The sequence below is a fragment of the Micromonospora sp. NPDC049301 genome (assembly GCF_040678715.1).
GTDB lineage: Bacteria > Actinomycetota > Actinomycetes > Mycobacteriales > Micromonosporaceae > Micromonospora.
Genome location: NZ_JBFAQO010000014.1, coordinates 60354 through 76145 on the forward strand (window position 1 = coordinate 60354; position 15792 = coordinate 76145).

A 15792-nucleotide genomic window follows, 5' to 3' on the forward strand; every position below is an offset into this window, starting at 1 on the left:
CAAAGGGAACGCGGTGGGTACCGGCCCGGACCGCCGGACCGGCGTCGACACCTGACAGGGCCGCCGGAGCCCCGGCGGCATGGGCACAGGACCGGTCACCGTCCGGCGACCGGGGCCGGGGACGGCCTCGGCGCGCGGGCGGCGGCCCGGACCAGGGCCGGGCCCCGGTAGATGAAGCCGGTGTAGAGCTGCACCAGGGCGGCGCCGGCGTCGAACATCCGGGCCGCGTCGTCCGGGTCCAGCACCCCGCCGACCCCGATGATGGGCAGCCGGCCGCCGGTCTCCCGGTGTACGAACGCCACCACCTCCCGTGCCCGGGCGGTGAGCGGCCGGCCGGAGAGGCCACCCGCCTCGGCCCCGCGCTCGGCGTCCACCGGGGCGAGACCGCTGCGGGCCAGGGTGGTGTTGGTGGCGATCACCCCGGCGGCGCCCCGTGCCAAGCAGACCTCCAGCAGCTCGGCGATCGCCGCCTCGGTCAGATCAGGGGCGATCTTGACCAGCACCGGCTTCTCCCCCACCAGCGCGGCGAGCAGCGCGTCCAGGTGCGCGCGGTCCTGCAAGGAGCGCAGCCCCGGAGTGTTCGGTGAGGAGACGTTCACCGCGAAGTAGTCGCCGTGCCCGCGCAGCGCCCGGTACGAGGCGAGGTAGTCCTCGACCGCCTCGTCGAGCGGCGTCACCTTGGACTTGCCCAGCGAGATCCCCAGCGGTACGCCGAGCGGGCGTGGCAACGCGGCCAGCCGGGCGGCCAACGCGGCGGCGCCGGCGTTGTTGAAGCCCATCCGGTTGACCACCGCCTCGCTGGCCGGCAGCCGGAACAGCCGTCGCCGGGGGTTGCCCGGCTGGGCGTGCGCCGTGACCGTGCCGACCTCGACGAAGCCGAAGCCGAGCGCCGGCCAGGCCGGCAGCGCCGCCCCGTCCTTGTCCATCCCGGCGGCCAACCCGACCGGGTTGGGGAACCGCACACCGAACACCGTGCGCGGCGCCTGGACCGCGTACCGGGCCCGGAGCGCGGCCAGCGCGGCCGGCCGCCGGGACAGCGCGGCCAACCGCCGCAGCGTCCACTCGTGCGCCGCCTCCGCGTCCCCACTGCCGATCCGGAACAGCCACGGCCGCACCGCCCGCTCGAACAGCGTCACTGGGCGGCCCGGAGGGTGGCGTGCAGGTCCTGGAGGGGACGGACCTGCATGTCGCCGCGGATCCTGGCCTCGATGCCCATGACCGCCGCGGCGGCACCGGGGACCGTGGTGATGCAGGGGATGTCCGCGGTGACCGCGGCGCTGCGGATCTCGTAGCCGTCCGAGCGGGCGCTGGCACCCGAACCCTGCGGCGTGTTGATCACCAGCGCCACCGCGCCGCCGAGGATCAGCGACACCGCGTCGTCGCCCTCGCCGGCCTGGTAATGCTTGCGGATCTGCTCACAGGCGATGCCGTGGCGACGCAGCACCTCGGCGGTGCCGGTGGTCGCCACGATCTCGAAGCCGAGATCCGCCAGGCGCTTGATCGGGAAGATCATGCCGCGCTTGTCCCGGTTCGCCACCGAGACGAAGATCTTCCCGGCGGTCGGCAGTGAGCCGTACGCGGCCGACTGGCTCTTGGCGAAGGCGTGCCCGAAGTTGGTGTCGATGCCCATCACCTCGCCGGTCGACTTCATCTCCGGTCCGAGCAGCGAGTCGATCCCCTTGCCGGCGCGGGTGCGGAAGCGCTTGAACGGCAGCACCGCCTCCTTCACCGCAATCGGCGCGTCGGCGGGCATCGTGCCGCCGTCCCCGGTCGCCGGGAGCAGCCCCTCGGCGCGCAGCTCGGCGATGCGCGCACCGAGCGCGATCCGGGCCGCCGCCTTGGCCAGCGGCACGGCGGTCGCCTTGGAGACGAACGGGACGGTCCGCGACGCCCGCGGATTGGCCTCCAGCACGTAGAGCACGTCGTCCTTGAGCGCGTACTGCACGTTGAGCAGGCCACGGACGCCGACACCGCGGGCGATCGCCTCGGTGTAGCGGCGGACCTCGGCCAGGTGCGAGCCGGCGAGGGTGATCGGCGGCAGCGCGCAGGACGAGTCGCCGGAGTGGATGCCGGCCTCCTCGATGTGCTCCATCACCCCGCCGATGTAGACCTCGCCGTCGACGTCGCACAGCGCGTCCACGTCGATCTCGATGGCGTCGTCGAGGAAGCGGTCCACCAGCACCGGGTGGTCCGGCGAGATGTCGGTGGCCCGGCCGATGTAGTCGCGCAGCGTCGGATCGTCGTAGACGATCTCCATGCCCCGCCCGCCCAGCACGTACGACGGCCGGACCAGCACCGGGTAGCCGATCTCGTCGGCGATCGTCTTGGCCTCGTCGTAGGAGGTGGCCATGCCGTGCGCCGGCGCCCGCAGCCCGGCCCGGGCCAGGACCGCGCCGAACGCGCCGCGCTCCTCGGCCAGGTGGATCGACTCCGGGGAGGTGCCGACGACCGGCACACCGGCGTTCTTGAGTCGCTGCGCCAGCCCCAGCGGGGTCTGCCCGCCGAGCTGCACGACCACCCCGACGACGCCCGGCCCGCCGGCCGCCCGACCGGAGGACTCCTCGGCGTGCCAGACCTCCAGCACGTCCTCGAAGGTCAGCGGCTCGAAGTAGAGCCGGTCGGCGGTGTCGTAGTCGGTGGAGACCGTCTCCGGGTTGCAGTTGACCATGACGGTCTCGTAGCCGGCCGCCCGCAGCGCCTGCACCGCGTGCACGCACGAGTAGTCGAACTCGATGCCCTGCCCGATCCGGTTCGGGCCGGAGCCCAGGATCAGCACCTTCGGCCGATCCGACGGCACGACCTCGGTCTCCGAGTCGTACGTCGAGTAGTGGTACGGCGTGGTCGCCTCGAACTCGGCCGCGCAGGTGTCCACTGTCTTGTAGACCGGGCGTACGTCGAGGCGGTGCCGCAGCGTCCGCACGCCGTCCTCGGCGGCCAGCTCCGGGCGCAGCGCGGCGAGCTGCCGGTCGGACAGGCCAGCCCGCTTGGCCTGGCGCAGCAGGTCGGCGTCGAGCACCGGCGCGTCCACGATCTCCGCACGCAGCTCCACCAGCGCGGCGATCTGGTCCACGAACCACGGGTCGATCCCGCCCGAGGCCTCGGTGACCTCGGCGATCGACGCGCCGAGGCGCAGCGCCCGCTCGACGGTGTACAACCGGCCGTCGTGCGGGATCCGCAGCGCGGCGAGGGTGTTCTCCCGCGTCGCGTCGGCCGGGTCCGGGGTGGTCCAGAAACCCGATGATCTGGTTTCCATCGAGCGCATCGCCTTGTTCAGCGCCTCGCTGAAGTTACGCCCCAGGCTCATCGCCTCGCCCACCGACTTCATGGTGGTGGTCAGCTCCGGGTCCGCGCCGGGGAACTTCTCGAACGCGAACCGGGGGATCTTCACCACCACGTAGTCCAGGGTCGGCTCGAACGCCGCCGGGGTCTTCAACGTGATGTCGTTGGGGATCTCGTCCAGGGTGTAGCCGATGGCCAGCTTCGCCGCGATCTTGGCGATCGGGAAGCCGGTCGCCTTGGACGCCAGCGCCGAGGAGCGCGACACCCGGGGGTTCATCTCGATCACGACGATCCGGCCGTCGACCGGGTTGACCGCGAACTGGATGTTGCAGCCGCCGGTGTCCACCCCGACCTCACGCAGCACCGCGATGCCCAGGTCACGCAGGCGCTGGTACTCCCGGTCGGTGAGCGTCATGGCCGGGGCCACGGTGACGCTGTCGCCGGTGTGCACGCCCATCGGGTCGACGTTCTCGATCGAGCAGACCACCACCACGTTGTCGTGCCGGTCGCGCATCAGCTCGAGCTCGTACTCCTTCCAGCCGAGCACGCTCTCCTCGATGAGCACCTCGTGCACCGGGCTGGCGGCCAGGCCGTCGCCGGCGATGCGGGCCAGGTCCTCCGGGGTGTGCGCCATGCCGGAGCCCAGGCCACCCATGGTGAACGACGGCCGGATCACCACCGGCAGGCCCAGCTCCGCGACGGTCGCCTCGACCTCGTCCATCGAGTGGCAGACCCGGGAGCGGGGCACCAGCGCGGTGGGGTCCTCGATGCCGAGCCGGACACCGGCCTTGGCCACGATCTCCTTGAACAGCTGGCGGTCCTCGCCCCGGTTGATCGCGTCGATGTTCGCGCCGATCAGCTCTACGCCGTACTTGTCCAGCACGCCGGACTCGTGAAGGGCGACCGCGGTGTTCAGCGCGGTCTGCCCGCCGAGGGTCGCCAGGATCGCGTCCGGGCGCTCCTTGGCGATGACCAGCTCGACGAACTCCGGGGTGATCGGCTCGACGTACGTGGCGTCGGCGAACTCCGGGTCGGTCATGATGGTCGCCGGGTTGGAGTTGACCAGGCTGACCCGGATCCCCTCGCTGCGCAACACCCGGCACGCCTGGGTGCCGGAGTAGTCGAACTCGCAGGCCTGCCCGATGACGATCGGCCCGGAGCCGATCACCAGGATGTGCTTGAGATCGGTCCGCTTAGGCATTCGTGCGCCCCTCGCTGTGGGTCCGGCCCTCGATGGGCCGCTGCTCGAGGGCACGGCCCTCGATCAGTTCGGCGAAGCGGTCGAAGAGGTAGTCCGCGTCGTGCGGGCCGGCCGCCGCCTCCGGGTGGTACTGGACGGTGAAGGCGGGCAGGTCCACGGCCCGCAGCCCCTCGACGACGTTGTCATTGAGGCAGACGTGTGACACCTGGACGCCGCCGAAGTCGGTGTCGATCACCTGATCGGGGACCACGGCGCCGTGCCCGGCGCCCGGCACCTGGACCGCGAAGCCGTGGTTGTGGCTGGTCACCTCGACCTTGCCGGTGACCCGGTCGACCACCGGCTGGTTGATCCCCCGGTGGCCGTAGCCCAGCTTGTAGGTGCCGAAGCCGAGCGCCCGGCCGAGGATCTGGCTGCCGAAGCAGATGCCGAACAGCGGCACTCGCCGTTGCAGCGCCTCCCGGGCCAGGGCCACCGGGCCGTCGGCGGTGGCCGGGTCGCCGGGGCCGGGCGACAGGAAGATCGCGTCCGCGCCGGTGGCGAGCAGGTCGTCGATGCTGGAGGAGGCGGGCAGCACGTGGGTGGTCACCCCGCGTGCGGCGAGCCGGCGCGGCACGTTGCGCTTGATGCCCAGGTCCAGCGCGGCCACGGTGAACCGGTGCTCGCCGACCGCCTGGACGACGTACGGCTCGGGGGTGGTCACCTCGGTGGAGAGGTCCGCGCCGACCATCTGCGGCGCCTGCCGCACCCGGGTCAGCAGGCTCTGCGGGTCGTTGTCCACGCTGGAGATGCCCACCCGCATGGCGCCGCGCTCGCGCAGGTGCCGGGTCAGCGCCCGGGTGTCCACCCCGCTGATGCCGACGACGCCCTCGGTGGCGAGCCGGTCCTCGAGGCTGCCGGTGGCCCGCCAGTTAGAGCCGATGCGGGCCGGGTCGCGCACCACGTACCCGGCCACCCAGATCCGGCCGGACTCGTCGTCCTCGCCGTTGACGCCGGTGTTGCCGATGTGCGGCGCGGTCTGCACCACCACCTGGCGGTGGTACGACGGGTCGGTGAGGGTCTCCTGGTAGCCGGTCATGCCGGTGGTGAAGACGGCCTCGCCGAAGGTCTCCCCGACGCTGCCGTACGCCTCGCCGGGGAACGTGCGCCCGTCCTCGAGGACGAGGATCGCGGGCCTGCGCTTGGCCATTACTTGACTGCCTTTCCGTCCAGGACCGTCGGCTCGCCGCGCAGGAAGGTCGCCACGATGCGACCCGGCAGCGTCATGCGGGCGTACGGGGTGTTGCGACTGCGGCTGGCCAGCTCCGCCGGCTCGATGGTGCGGCGGGCGGCCGGGTCGATCAGGGTCAGGTTGGCCGGCACCCCGGGCGCCGGGTCGACGCCGTGCCCGGCCAGCCCGGCGATCCGGGCCGGTGCGCGCGACATCCGCTCGGCGATCAGGTCCCACTCCGGGCCGAGCACGTCCAGCGCGATGGAGAGCGCCGTCTCCAGGCCGAGCATCCCCGGCCGGGCGTACGCCCACTCGCACTCCTTGTCCTCCACGGCGTGCGGGGCGTGGTCGGTGGCGATCACGTCGAGCACCCCGTCGGCGAGCGCGGCGCGCAGCGCGGCGACGTCCGCGGCGGTGCGCAGCGGCGGGTTGACCTTGAAGACCGGGTCGTAGGTCTCCGCCCGCTCGTCGGTGAGCAGCAGGTGGTGCGGGGTGACCTCGGCGGTGACCCGTACGCCGCGCGCCTTGGCGTGACGCAGCACCTCGACGCTGCCGGCGGTGGAGACGTGGCAGACGTGCAGTCGGCTGCCCACGTGCTCGGCGAGCAGCACGTCCCGGGCGATGATCGCCTCCTCGGCGACGGCCGGCCAGCCGATCAGGCCGAGCCGGGTGGAGACCTCACCCTCGTGCATCTGGGCGCCCTCGGTGAGCCGGGGCTCCTCGGCGTGCTGGGCGATGATCCCGTCGAACGCCTTGACGTACTCCAGGGCCCGGCGCATCAGCTTCGGGTCGGCGACGCAGTGCCCGTCGTCGGAGAAGATCCGCACCCGGGCCGCCGAGTCGGCCATCGCGCCCAACTCGGCCAGACGCTCGCCGGCCAGCCCGACTGTGACCGCGCCGATCGGCTGCACGTCGACCAGGCTGGCCTCCCGGCCGAGCCGCCAGACCTGCTCGACCACGCCGGCGGTGTCCGCGACCGGGGAGGTGTTGGCCATCGCGCAGACCGCCGTGTAGCCGCCCAGCGCCGCCGCCCGGGAGCCGGACTCGACGGTCTCGGCGTCCTCCCGACCGGGCTCACGCAGGTGGGTGTGCAGGTCGACGAGGCCGGGCAGGGCGACCAGGCCGGTGCCGTCGATGACGGTGGCGTCCGGCGCGGACAGGCCGGGGCCGACCTCGGCGACCACGCCGTCGCGGATCAGCAGGTCGGTCGGCGCGGCGCCGACGACACTCACGCTGGTGATCAGGTACGCGGTCACCGGTTGTTCCCTCCGAGCAGCAGGTACAGGACGGCCATCCGCACGGAGACCCCGTTGGTGACCTGTTCGACGATGGTGGAACGGGGCGAGTCGGCCACCTCGGGAGTGATCTCCATCCCCCGGTTCATCGGGCCGGGGTGCATGACGATCGCGTGCTCGGGCAGCCGGCGCATCCGCGGGCCGTCCAGCCCGTAGCGGCGGGCGTACTCGCGCGCGGAGGGGAAGTAGGAGTCGTTCATCCGCTCCCGCTGCACCCGCAGCATCATCACCACGTCCACGTTGGGCAGCACGGAGTCGAGGTCGTAGGAGACGTCGGTGCCGGGGGCGAGCGCGGCGGCGATGTCCACCGGGATGAGGGTGGGCGGGCCGACCAGGGTGACCTTGGCGCCGAGGGTGGAGAGCAGCAGCACGTTGGAGCGGGCCACCCGGGAGTGCAGCACGTCCCCGACCACCGCGACCGACAGGCCGGCCAGCCGGCCCAGCCGGGCCCGCATGGTGTACGCGTCCAGCAGCGCCTGGGTGGGGTGCTCGTGGGTGCCGTCGCCGGCGTTGACCACCGACCCGTCCACCCAGTTGGCCAGCCGGTGCGGCGCGCCGGAGGCGGGGTGCCGGACGACCACGGCGTCGGCGCCCATGGCCTGCAGGGTCAGCGCGGTGTCCTTCAGGCTCTCGCCCTTGGTGACGCTGGACCCCTTCGCGGAAAAGTTGATCACGTCGGCGCTGAGCCGCTTCGCGGCCGCCTCGAAGGAGATCCGGGTGCGGGTCGAGTCCTCGTAGAAGAGGTTCACCACCGTCCGGCCGCGCAACGCGGGCAGCTTCTTGATCTCGCGGCCGGCGACCGTGGCCATCTCGGCGGCGGTGTCCAGGATCTCGGTGGCGGTGTCGGCGTCCAGGTCCGCGCCGGAGAGCAGGTGCCTGATCATGAGGTGATCCCCCCGTACAGCTTGACCTCGTCCGTCCCGTCGGTCTCGGCGAGCGTCACCTTGACGCTCTCGGCGAGTGCGGTCGGGATGTTCTTGCCGACGTAGTCGGCGCGGATCGGCAGCTCCCGGTGGCCGCGATCGACCAGGACGGCGAGCTGCACGGACGCCGGACGCCCCACGTCGTTGAGCGCGTCGAGCGCGGCCCGGACGGTGCGGCCGGAGAAGAGCACGTCGTCGACGAGGATGACCCGTTTGCCGTCGATGCCGCCGGGCGGCAGCTCGGTCGGGCCGATCGCGCGGGTGGCGTGCCGGCGCAGGTCGTCGCGGTACAGGGTGATGTCGAGCACACCGACCGGGACGGCGACATCCTCGAAGGTGCTGATCCGGGCGGCGAGCCGCCGGGCGAGGGGGGCGCCCCGGGTGGGAATCCCAAGCAGCACCGTCTCGGCGGCGCCCTGGGTCTTCTCCAGGATCTGGTGGGCGATGCGGTCGACCACGCGTTGCACGTCGGCGCTGGCGAGGATCACCTTCACCGAGGGTTGTCGCGGTGGTGACGAGCGGGCAGCCGGTGGGTATGCCACGGCGGACCTCCTTCCCCGCCTCACGGGACGGGTCGTTAAAGGATGTCGGGCACCTCCGGCCGGACCGCGGGCGGACCTGGGCCGGGGCTTCACGCCACGTTACCAGTGGTCACCGGGCCGATGGCCGGCGGCCGCTGACCATCGGATCAGGTCGACGAAATGGGGATAACTCCCCCGGTGCTCCCCAACGGTAGGGTCACGACCACTTGACCAGGTGTCGCATTCCCCGTACCGTCACGCTCCGTAGCGATCGACGGGAGAACCCCGAGCAGCACTGGGAGTGTCCGAATGCCCTCTGAATACGCCAAGTCTCTGGGCGCCCGCCTGCGCTCCATCCGCCAGCAGCAGGGTCTCTCCCTGCAGGGCGTGGAGGAGAAGTCGAACGGGCGCTGGAAGGCCGTGGTGGTCGGGTCGTACGAGCGCGGCGACCGTGCCGTGACGGTGTCCCGCCTGGCCGAGCTTGCCGAGTTCTACCGCGTCCCCGTCTCGGAACTGCTGCCCGACGGCAGTGGGGTCCGTCACGAGCCCACCAGCAAGATCGTCCTGGACCTGGAGCGGCTCTACGACGAGGCCTCCGAGGATCTGGCCTACGTCGCACGCTACGCCCGCGCCATCCAGCAGCAGCGCGGCGACTACAACGGTCGGGTGCTCTCCATCCGCGCCGACGACCTGCGGGCGCTCGCGATCGTGTACGACGCCTCGCCGTCGGGCCTGATCGAGCGGCTCACCGAGCACGGTGTGCTGGTCGCCGACCCCCGGGCGTTCTTCGCCTCCTGAACCACCGATCCACCGAGAAGGGCCCGTGCCGTCCGGCACGGGCCCTTCTCGTGGTGCGTCGCCAGCAGGTGCGCTCAGCGGGTGGCGTACTCGGCGATCCGGCCGAGGATGCCGTTGAGGAAGCGCGGCGAGTCGTCGGTCGACATCTGGCGGGCCAGCTCCACGGCCTCGCTGATGGCGACCGCGTCGTCGATCTCGTCGACGTAGAGCAGCTCGTAGACCGCGATCCGGGCCAGGTTGCGGTCGACCACCGGCATCCGCTCCAGCGTCCAGCCCTCGGCGTAGCTGGCGATCAGCTCGTCGATCCGGTTGAGGTGCTCGGCGACCCCCTCGACCAGACCCACCGCGTAGCCCAGGTGCTCCGGTCGGGGCTGCTCGATCCGCTGCACGTAGCCGGCGAGCACCTCGACCGGGGGGCGGTCCCGCAGGTCGGCCTCGTAGAGGACGTCCAGCGCCCGCTTGCGCGCCTTGCGACGCGCCGGCATCTGCTGCTTGGGACCCTCAGCCATCAGGAGCGGCCGAGGTAACGGCCGTCGCGGGTGTCGACCTTGATCTTCTCGCCGGTGGTGATGAACAGCGGCACCTGCACGGTCGCGCCGGTCTCGACGGTGGCCGGCTTGTTGCCGCCGGTCGACCGGTCGCCCTGCAGACCCGGCTCGGTGTAGGTGACCTCCAGCACAACGCTGGTGGGCAGCTCGATGTAGAGCGGGACGCCCTCGTGCGTGGCGACCGTCGCCTCGGCCTCGGGGAGGAGGTAGTTGGCCGCCTCACCGACGGTGCCACCGGGGACGGTGATCTGGTCGAAGGTCTCCAGATCCATGAAGACGTAGTCCTCACCGTCGGCGTACAGGTACTGCATCGTGCGCTTGTCCACGGTCGCGGTTTCGACCTTGGTGCCCGCGTTGAAGGTCTTGTCGACCACCTTCCCGGACAGCACGTTCTTCAGCGTGGTGCGCACGAAGGCACCACCCTTACCGGGCTTGACGTGCTGGAACTCGACGACGGCCCAGAGCTCGCCGTCAAGGTTGAGTACCAGGCCGTTTTTGAGGTCGTTGGTGGAGGCCATTTCCTGCCTTGATCATCAATTGGCGGACAGACCTGACGAGTCTACTAGCTGCGTCGAGGCAGGTCGCCCGCCATCTCTCGCCCGCCGATCCCACGCCCCCCAGACTGCTCCCGACCGGGATTACAATCCGTCACCTTCAGGCCCCAGCCACCCCAGCACCTCGCACCCTTTGCTCTGCTTCAACGGGCGCAACAGTCACGTTACGTATCACGCGAACACGCAGCCCCGCCCCGACCCACATCGCATTTCCGCACTTCACGGTCTGTGTTGCGCCCGTTGAAGCAGAGCAAAGGACGCGCGCGGGTGGTTGTGCTCCGTGGAGCCGGGGAGGGCAGGGTAGCCGACGGTGACGGTGACGATCCGTAACGAGTTCGCCCGTCAGCTGGTCGAGGCGGCCAGATGATGGAGGGCGAGACGGTAGCCGTCGATCCCGAGACCGCAGATCACCCCGGTCGCCACCGCGGAGACCACCGAGTGGTGCCGGAACTCCTCACGGGCGTGGATGTTGGACAGGTGCACCTCGACCAGCGGCCCGCGCAGCATGGCGCAGGCGTCGCGCACCGCGTACGAGTAGTGCGACCAGGCGGCCGGGTTGAGCACCACCGCCGCCCCCTCGTCGGCGGCGGCGTGCAGCCAGCCCAGCAGCTCGTGCTCGGCGTCGGTCTGCCGGACCGTCACGTCCAGCCCCAGCTCCCGGCCGGTGGCCTCGCAGAGCGCCACGAGGTCGGCGTAGCTGGTCGAGCCGTACACCGCCGGCTCGCGGGTGCCCAGCCGGCCCAGGTTCGGCCCGTTCAACACGTACACCCTCACGCCGTGCCCACCTCCTGGTAGGCGGCCGCGAGCAGCGCGTCGTCCGGGCCCTCGAGCATCGCCGGGCGGGCCAGCCCGTCCAGCACCACGAACCGCAGCCGGCTGCCCCGGGCCTTCTTGTCCACCCGCATCACGGCCAGCAGCTGCGACCAGGCGTCGGCCGGGTAGCTCACCGGCAGGCCGAGCGCGGTCAGGGTGACCCGGTGCCGCTCGGCGGTCGGCGCGTCCAGCCGGCCGGCGAGCCGGGCCAGCGCGGCGGCGTACACCAGGCCGACGGCGACGGCGTGGCCGTGCCGCCAGCGGTAGCCCTCGACCTGCTCGATCGCGTGCGCGAGGGTGTGGCCGTAGTTGAGCACCTCCCGCACGCCCGACTCGCGCAGGTCGCCGGCGACCACGTCGGCCTTGACCCGGATCGCCCGCTCGATGAGCTCCCGGGTGACCGACCCGCGCGGGTCGGTGGCCGCCGCCGGCTCACGCTCGATGAGATCCAGGATCGCCGGATCGGCGATGAAGCCGCACTTGACCACCTCGGCCAGCCCGGCCGCCAGGTCGACCGCGGGCAGGCTGTCCAGGGTGGCCAGGTCGGCCAGCACGCCGACCGGCGGGTGGAACGCGCCCACCAGGTTCTTGCCGGCGGCGGTGTTGATCCCCGTCTTGCCGCCCACCGCGGCGTCCACCATGCCCAGCAGCGAGGTGGCCACCGGCACCCAGCGCACCCCGCGCAGCCAGCAGGCCGCGACGAAGCCGGCCAGGTCGGTCACCGCGCCGCCGCCGACACCGACCACCGCGTCGGTACGGGTGAAACCGGCCGCGCCGAGCCGGTCCCAGCAGGCGGCGGCCACGTCGATCTGCTTGCCCGCCTCGGCGTCGGGCACCTCGATCGGCAGCGGCTCGACGCCGGCCGCGCGCAACCGTTCGCCGAGCGCGTCGGCCAGCCCCTTGAGCGGGGGCGCGTGCAGCACCGCCGCCCGGGTGGCGCCGGGCAGCAGCCCGGGCAGCGTGTCCAACAGTTCGCGTCCGACCAGCACGTCGTACGGCCGTTCGCCGCCGACCGGGATCCGGGTCACCTCGTCCATCGCCGGCAGCCTAGTCCAGCGGGCGGCGCGGAGAGGGCGGCTGTCCACCTGCTGGCCGGGCGGCCCAGTCCGCCAGCAGGCGGGCGTGCTCGGCCACCGCGGCGCGCAGCGCGTCCGGCTGCCGCACGGTGAACGGGCAGCCCAGCCCGGCGAGCAGGGCGGCCATACCGGGCAGGCTCTCCGCCCGGGCCCGCAGCAGCACCCCGTCGGCGGTGGCGGTCAACTCGGCCACGCTGGGCGGGATTCGGCGGCGGGCGGCCACCAAATCGGTCTCCAGCAGCACCTCGACCTCATGCGTGTACGGCACCGCGGCCAGCGACCGGGTCACCCGGGCCACCGGGTCGAAGCCGTCCGGCACGGTGAACGTCGCCTCGCCGGGCGTCACGGCCCCGATCCGGTCCAGCCGGAACGTGCGGACCTCCCCGCGCCGGTGGTCGTGGCCGGTGACGTACCAGCGGCCGGCGTGGAAGACCAGCCCGTACGGGTCGAGTTCGCGGTGCGACTGCTCGCCGCGCCAGGAGCGGTAGTCCAGCGCCACCCGCTGGCGGTGCCGGGCGGCCGCGGCCAGGGTGAGCAGCGTGGCGGACGCCGGTCCCCGCTCCTGCTCCGCGCGCCGCAGGGTGAAGCCGAGGTGCTCCTGCACGGCGGCCAGCCGGTCGGCGAGCGCCGCTGGCAGCACCCGGCGGATCTTCGCGAGCGCGGTGGCGGTGGCCGGCTGCTCGGTGGCCAGCCCGACCCGTTCGGCGACGACCAGGCCGAGCAGCACGGCCACCGCCTCGTCGTCGGTGAGCATCAGCGGCGGCAGCTTGTAGCCCGGGTGCAGCCGGTAGCCGCCGTAGCGGCCCCGGTCGGCGGTGACGGGAATGCCCAGCTCGACCAGGGTGGTTGCGTACCGCCGCACGGTCCGCTCGTCCACGCCGAGCCGGCCGGCGAGTTCCGCCGCCGTCGACCGGTGCCGGGTCTGCAGCAGTTCGAGCAGGGCCAGCACACGACCGGCGGGATGTGACACGGGCCACTCCTCCAAACCGGGCGGATTCTGTCCGGTTGCGATCGTACGGTCATTCGGTAGCCGAGAGAAGGAGCGACAGATGGCGACGTTCGTGCTGGTACCGGGGTTCTGGTTGGGTGCCTGGGCGTGGCGGGACGTGACCGCGACGCTGCGCGCGCAGGGCCACGAGGTGTACCCGATGACGCTGACCGGGCTGGCCGAGCGGGACCACCTCGCCGGGCCGGAAGTCAGCCTGGAGACGCACACCGCCGACATCGTCCGGCTGATCGAGGTCGAGGACCTGCACGACGTACTGCTGGTCGGGCACTCCGGCGGCGGCATGCCGGTCGCCCAGGCGGCGGACCGCATCCCGGACCGGATCGCCCGGGTGGTCTATGTGGAGAGCGGGCCGCTGCCGGACGGCACCGCGCAGTTCGACACCGTGCCGCCGGAGGAGCAGGAGCGGCTCCGGGCCGCGATCGGCGGCGGCCACCTGCTGCCGCCGCCCGCCTTCGACCCGGCGGCCGACCCGACCAACCTGGCCGGGCTGGACGACGCGATGCTGGCCCTGCTGCGCGCCCGAGCCACCCCGCAGCCGCTGCGGGCCGCCACCGACCCGGTGCGGCGCACCGGCGGTCGCCCCGTCCCGACGGCGCTGGTCGCCAGCACCTTCCCGCTGGCGGTGGTGGAGCAGATGATCGGCGAGGGCCACCCGTTCTTCACCGGGTTGGCCGGTGGTCAGCTGTTCGAGCTGCCGACCGGGCACTGGCCGATGCTCAGCGAGCCGAAGGCCCTGGCCGACGTGCTCGACGCCGCCGCCCGAGGCTGAAAGGCAGCCCCGGAGCGATGCCCGGCCGGTTGCGCACCGGCCGGGCCGGCGTCAGCGGGGCAGCAGCGCGGCGACCTCGGCGACGATCTCCGCCGGGGTCCGGCCGTCGGTGGCCACCGTCGCGGTGGCCACCTCGGCGTAGAGCGGCCGGCGCTGGTCCATCAGGTGCTTGAGGGTGGCCCGCGGGTTGATCGCCAGCAGCGGCCGGCCGGCGCCGAGCCCGACCCGCTTCACCGCGTCGGGCAGCTCGACCGACAGGTGCACCACCCGGTGCCCGACCAGGGCGGCCCGGGTCTCCTCGGCCAGCACCGCGCCGCCGCCGAGGGCCAGCACCCCCGAGGTGGCCGCCAGCGCCGCCGCCACGGCGGCCCGTTCGAGGGTACGGAAGTGCGCCTCACCCTCGTCGATGAAGATCTCCGGGATGGGCTTGCCGGCCATCCGCTCGATGTCGGTGTCGGTGTCGCGGAACTCCACCCCGAGGGCCGTGGCGAGCGCCTCCCCGACCGTGGTCTTGCCGCAGCCGGGCGCACCGACCAGCACGACGACCGGCGCCATCAGCGGATGACCAGGGCGTCGAGGTAGCCGGCCACGTTGCGGCGGATCTCGGCGACCGAGTCCCCGCCGAACTTCTCGGTGGCCGCCTCGGCCAGCACCAGCGCGACCATCGCCTCGGCGACCACCGCGGCGGCGGGCACCGCGCAGACGTCCGAGCGCTGGTTGATCGCGGTGGCCGGCTCGCCGGTGGTGACGTCCACGGTGGCCAGGGCCCGGTTCAGCGACGAGATCGGCTTCATCGCGGCACGGACGCGCAGCGGCTCACCGGTGGTGATGCCGCCCTCGAGCCCGCCGGCCCGGTCGGTGACCCGCCGGACACCGGTCGCCGACGGGATGATCTCGTCGTGCGCCTCGGAGCCACGGGACCGGGCCTGCTGCCAGCCGTCACCGATCTCCACACCCTTGATCGCCTGGATCGACATCAGCGCGGTGGCCAGCCGGGCGTCGAGCTTGCGGTCCCACTGCACGTGGCTGCCCAGACCCGGCGGCACCCCGTACGCCAGCACCTCGACCACGCCGCCGAGCGTGTCGGCGGCCTTCTTCGCGGCGTCCACCTCGGCGACCATCAGGGCGCTGGCCTCCGGGTCCAGGCAGCGCAGCGGGTCGGCGTCGATCCGGGCCGCGTCCTCCGGGGTCGGGCGCAGCCCGGACTTCGCGGCCACCGGACCCAGCTCGACCACGTGCGAGACGATCTCGATGCCGAGCGTCTGCCGGATCAGCGCCTTGGCGACCGTGCCGACGGCCACCCGGGCGGCGGTCTCCCGCGCGCTGGCCCGCTCCAGGATCGGGCGGGCGTCGGTGTGGCCGTACTTCTGCATGCCGGCCAGGTCGGCGTGGCCTGGCCGGGGGCGGGTCAGCGGGGCGTTGCGGGCCTGCCGGGCCAGCTCGTCGGGGTCCACCGGGTCTGCGGCCATCACCGTGCGCCACTTCGGCCACTCGGAGTTGCCCACTCGGATCGCCACCGGGCTGCCCAGGGTGACGCCGTGCCGCAGGCCGCCGAGCACGTCGACCTCGTCCCGCTCGAACGACATCCGGGCGCCACGGCCGTAGCCCAGCCGCCGGCGGGCCAACTCGTCGGCGATCTCGGTGGTGCTCACCTCGATGCCGGCCGGCACCCCCTCCAGCAACGCGACGAGGGCGGGACCGTGCGATTCACCTGCAGTCAACCAGCGCAACACAGCGGTCAGTCTGTCACGGCCTGCCACCGCCCCGGTGCGCTGCCCGTCGCGTCCCGCCCTGCGGAC

The 15792-nt window shown here is 72.8% G+C and carries 15 protein-coding genes; 2 read left to right on the forward strand and 13 right to left on the reverse strand.

All coding sequences use genetic code 11. The features are described 5' to 3' along the window. Positions 1-95: 95 nt before the first annotated feature. From AB0K07_RS28645 to pyrR, 6 genes are read right to left on the reverse strand one after another with little or no spacing between them, the layout of a single operon-like run. Complete coding sequence (locus AB0K07_RS28645; RefSeq protein WP_363759985.1) at positions 96-1136, reverse strand: quinone-dependent dihydroorotate dehydrogenase; 1041 nt, start codon at positions 1134-1136, stop codon at positions 96-98. Then, positions 1133-4480 (reverse strand): carbamoyl-phosphate synthase large subunit, encoded by a 3348-nt coding sequence (carB, locus tag AB0K07_RS28650; protein WP_363759988.1) that lies wholly within the window; start codon positions 4478-4480, stop codon positions 1133-1135. The genes AB0K07_RS28645 and carB overlap by 4 nt, the downstream gene beginning before the upstream one ends. Continuing rightward, positions 4473-5666, reverse strand: coding sequence for a glutamine-hydrolyzing carbamoyl-phosphate synthase small subunit (carA, locus tag AB0K07_RS28655; protein WP_363759991.1), 1194 nt, complete (start codon positions 5664-5666; stop codon positions 4473-4475). The genes carB and carA overlap by 8 nt, the downstream gene beginning before the upstream one ends. Beyond that, positions 5666-6943, reverse strand: coding sequence for a dihydroorotase (locus AB0K07_RS28660; protein ID WP_363759994.1), 1278 nt, complete (start codon positions 6941-6943; stop codon positions 5666-5668). The genes carA and AB0K07_RS28660 overlap by 1 nt, the downstream gene beginning before the upstream one ends. Beyond that, positions 6940-7866, reverse strand: a complete 927-nt coding sequence (locus AB0K07_RS28665; protein ID WP_139582149.1) for an aspartate carbamoyltransferase catalytic subunit — start codon at positions 7864-7866, stop codon at positions 6940-6942. Before AB0K07_RS28665 ends, AB0K07_RS28660 begins: the two co-directional genes overlap by 4 nt. Beyond that, positions 7863-8447, reverse strand: a complete 585-nt coding sequence (gene pyrR / locus AB0K07_RS28670) for a bifunctional pyr operon transcriptional regulator/uracil phosphoribosyltransferase PyrR (RefSeq protein ID WP_363759998.1) — start codon at positions 8445-8447, stop codon at positions 7863-7865. Before pyrR ends, AB0K07_RS28665 begins: the two co-directional genes overlap by 4 nt. Positions 8448-8735: 288 nt before the next feature. Here pyrR and AB0K07_RS28675 point away from each other — a divergent pair, with 288 nt between their 5' ends. Beyond that, a complete protein-coding gene (locus tag AB0K07_RS28675) occupies positions 8736-9224 on the forward strand; it encodes a transcriptional regulator (RefSeq protein WP_007458348.1) in 489 nt (162 codons plus the stop codon). Positions 9225-9298: 74 nt separating this feature from the next. On the opposite strand, the gene nusB is transcribed toward AB0K07_RS28675, so the two are convergent. The 5 genes from nusB to AB0K07_RS28700 form a co-directional block, all read right to left on the reverse strand. After that, positions 9299-9709: a transcription antitermination factor NusB gene (gene nusB / locus AB0K07_RS28680; protein WP_172899150.1), complete on the reverse strand. Its 411-nt coding sequence runs from the start codon at positions 9707-9709 to the stop codon at positions 9299-9301. Between the two features lie 23 nt (positions 9710-9732). Continuing rightward, positions 9733-10290: an elongation factor P gene (gene efp / locus AB0K07_RS28685; protein ID WP_074318567.1), complete on the reverse strand. Its 558-nt coding sequence runs from the start codon at positions 10288-10290 to the stop codon at positions 9733-9735. A 378-nt stretch (positions 10291-10668) separates the two neighbouring features. Continuing rightward, a complete protein-coding gene (aroQ, locus tag AB0K07_RS28690; RefSeq protein WP_363760002.1) occupies positions 10669-11100 on the reverse strand; it encodes a type II 3-dehydroquinate dehydratase in 432 nt (143 codons plus the stop codon). Beyond that, a complete protein-coding gene (gene aroB / locus AB0K07_RS28695; RefSeq protein ID WP_363760005.1) occupies positions 11097-12176 on the reverse strand; it encodes a 3-dehydroquinate synthase in 1080 nt (359 codons plus the stop codon). The genes aroQ and aroB overlap by 4 nt, the downstream gene beginning before the upstream one ends. A 10-nt stretch (positions 12177-12186) precedes the next feature. Continuing rightward, positions 12187-13185, reverse strand: coding sequence for a YafY family protein (locus tag AB0K07_RS28700; RefSeq protein WP_363760008.1), 999 nt, complete (start codon positions 13183-13185; stop codon positions 12187-12189). Positions 13186-13264: 79 nt separating this feature from the next. On the opposite strand from AB0K07_RS28700, the gene AB0K07_RS28705 reads away from it, so the two are divergent. Next, on the forward strand, positions 13265-13993 hold the full coding sequence (locus AB0K07_RS28705) for an alpha/beta fold hydrolase (RefSeq protein WP_363760011.1): 729 nt from the start codon (positions 13265-13267) through the stop codon (positions 13991-13993). Positions 13994-14044: 51 nt separating this feature from the next. On the opposite strand, the gene AB0K07_RS28710 is transcribed toward AB0K07_RS28705, so the two are convergent. Together AB0K07_RS28710 and aroC are read right to left on the reverse strand one after the other, a co-directional pair. Beyond that, a complete protein-coding gene (locus tag AB0K07_RS28710; protein WP_363760014.1) occupies positions 14045-14548 on the reverse strand; it encodes a shikimate kinase in 504 nt (167 codons plus the stop codon). Next, positions 14548-15726, reverse strand: coding sequence for a chorismate synthase (gene aroC / locus AB0K07_RS28715; protein ID WP_363760017.1), 1179 nt, complete (start codon positions 15724-15726; stop codon positions 14548-14550). Before aroC ends, AB0K07_RS28710 begins: the two co-directional genes overlap by 1 nt. Positions 15727-15792: the final 66 nt, after the last annotated feature.

Coding starts and splice junctions, on each gene's coding strand:
- carB (WP_363759988.1), bottom strand. CDS start 4,480: ATGCCTAAGCGGACCGATCTCAAGCACATCCTGGTGATCGGCTCCGGG.
- carA (WP_363759991.1), bottom strand. CDS start 5,666: ATGGCCAAGCGCAGGCCCGCGATCCTCGTCCTCGAGGACGGGCGCACG.
- AB0K07_RS28665 (WP_139582149.1), bottom strand. CDS start 7,866: ATGATCAGGCACCTGCTCTCCGGCGCGGACCTGGACGCCGACACCGCC.
- AB0K07_RS28675 (WP_007458348.1), top strand. CDS start 8,736: ATGCCCTCTGAATACGCCAAGTCTCTGGGCGCCCGCCTGCGCTCCATC.
- nusB (WP_172899150.1), bottom strand. CDS start 9,709: ATGCCGGCGCGTCGCAAGGCGCGCAAGCGGGCGCTGGACGTCCTCTAC.
- efp (WP_074318567.1), bottom strand. CDS start 10,290: ATGGCCTCCACCAACGACCTCAAAAACGGCCTGGTACTCAACCTTGAC.
- aroB (WP_363760005.1), bottom strand. CDS start 12,176: ATGGACGAGGTGACCCGGATCCCGGTCGGCGGCGAACGGCCGTACGAC.
- AB0K07_RS28705 (WP_363760011.1), top strand. CDS start 13,265: ATGGCGACGTTCGTGCTGGTACCGGGGTTCTGGTTGGGTGCCTGGGCG.
- AB0K07_RS28710 (WP_363760014.1), bottom strand. CDS start 14,548: ATGGCGCCGGTCGTCGTGCTGGTCGGTGCGCCCGGCTGCGGCAAGACC.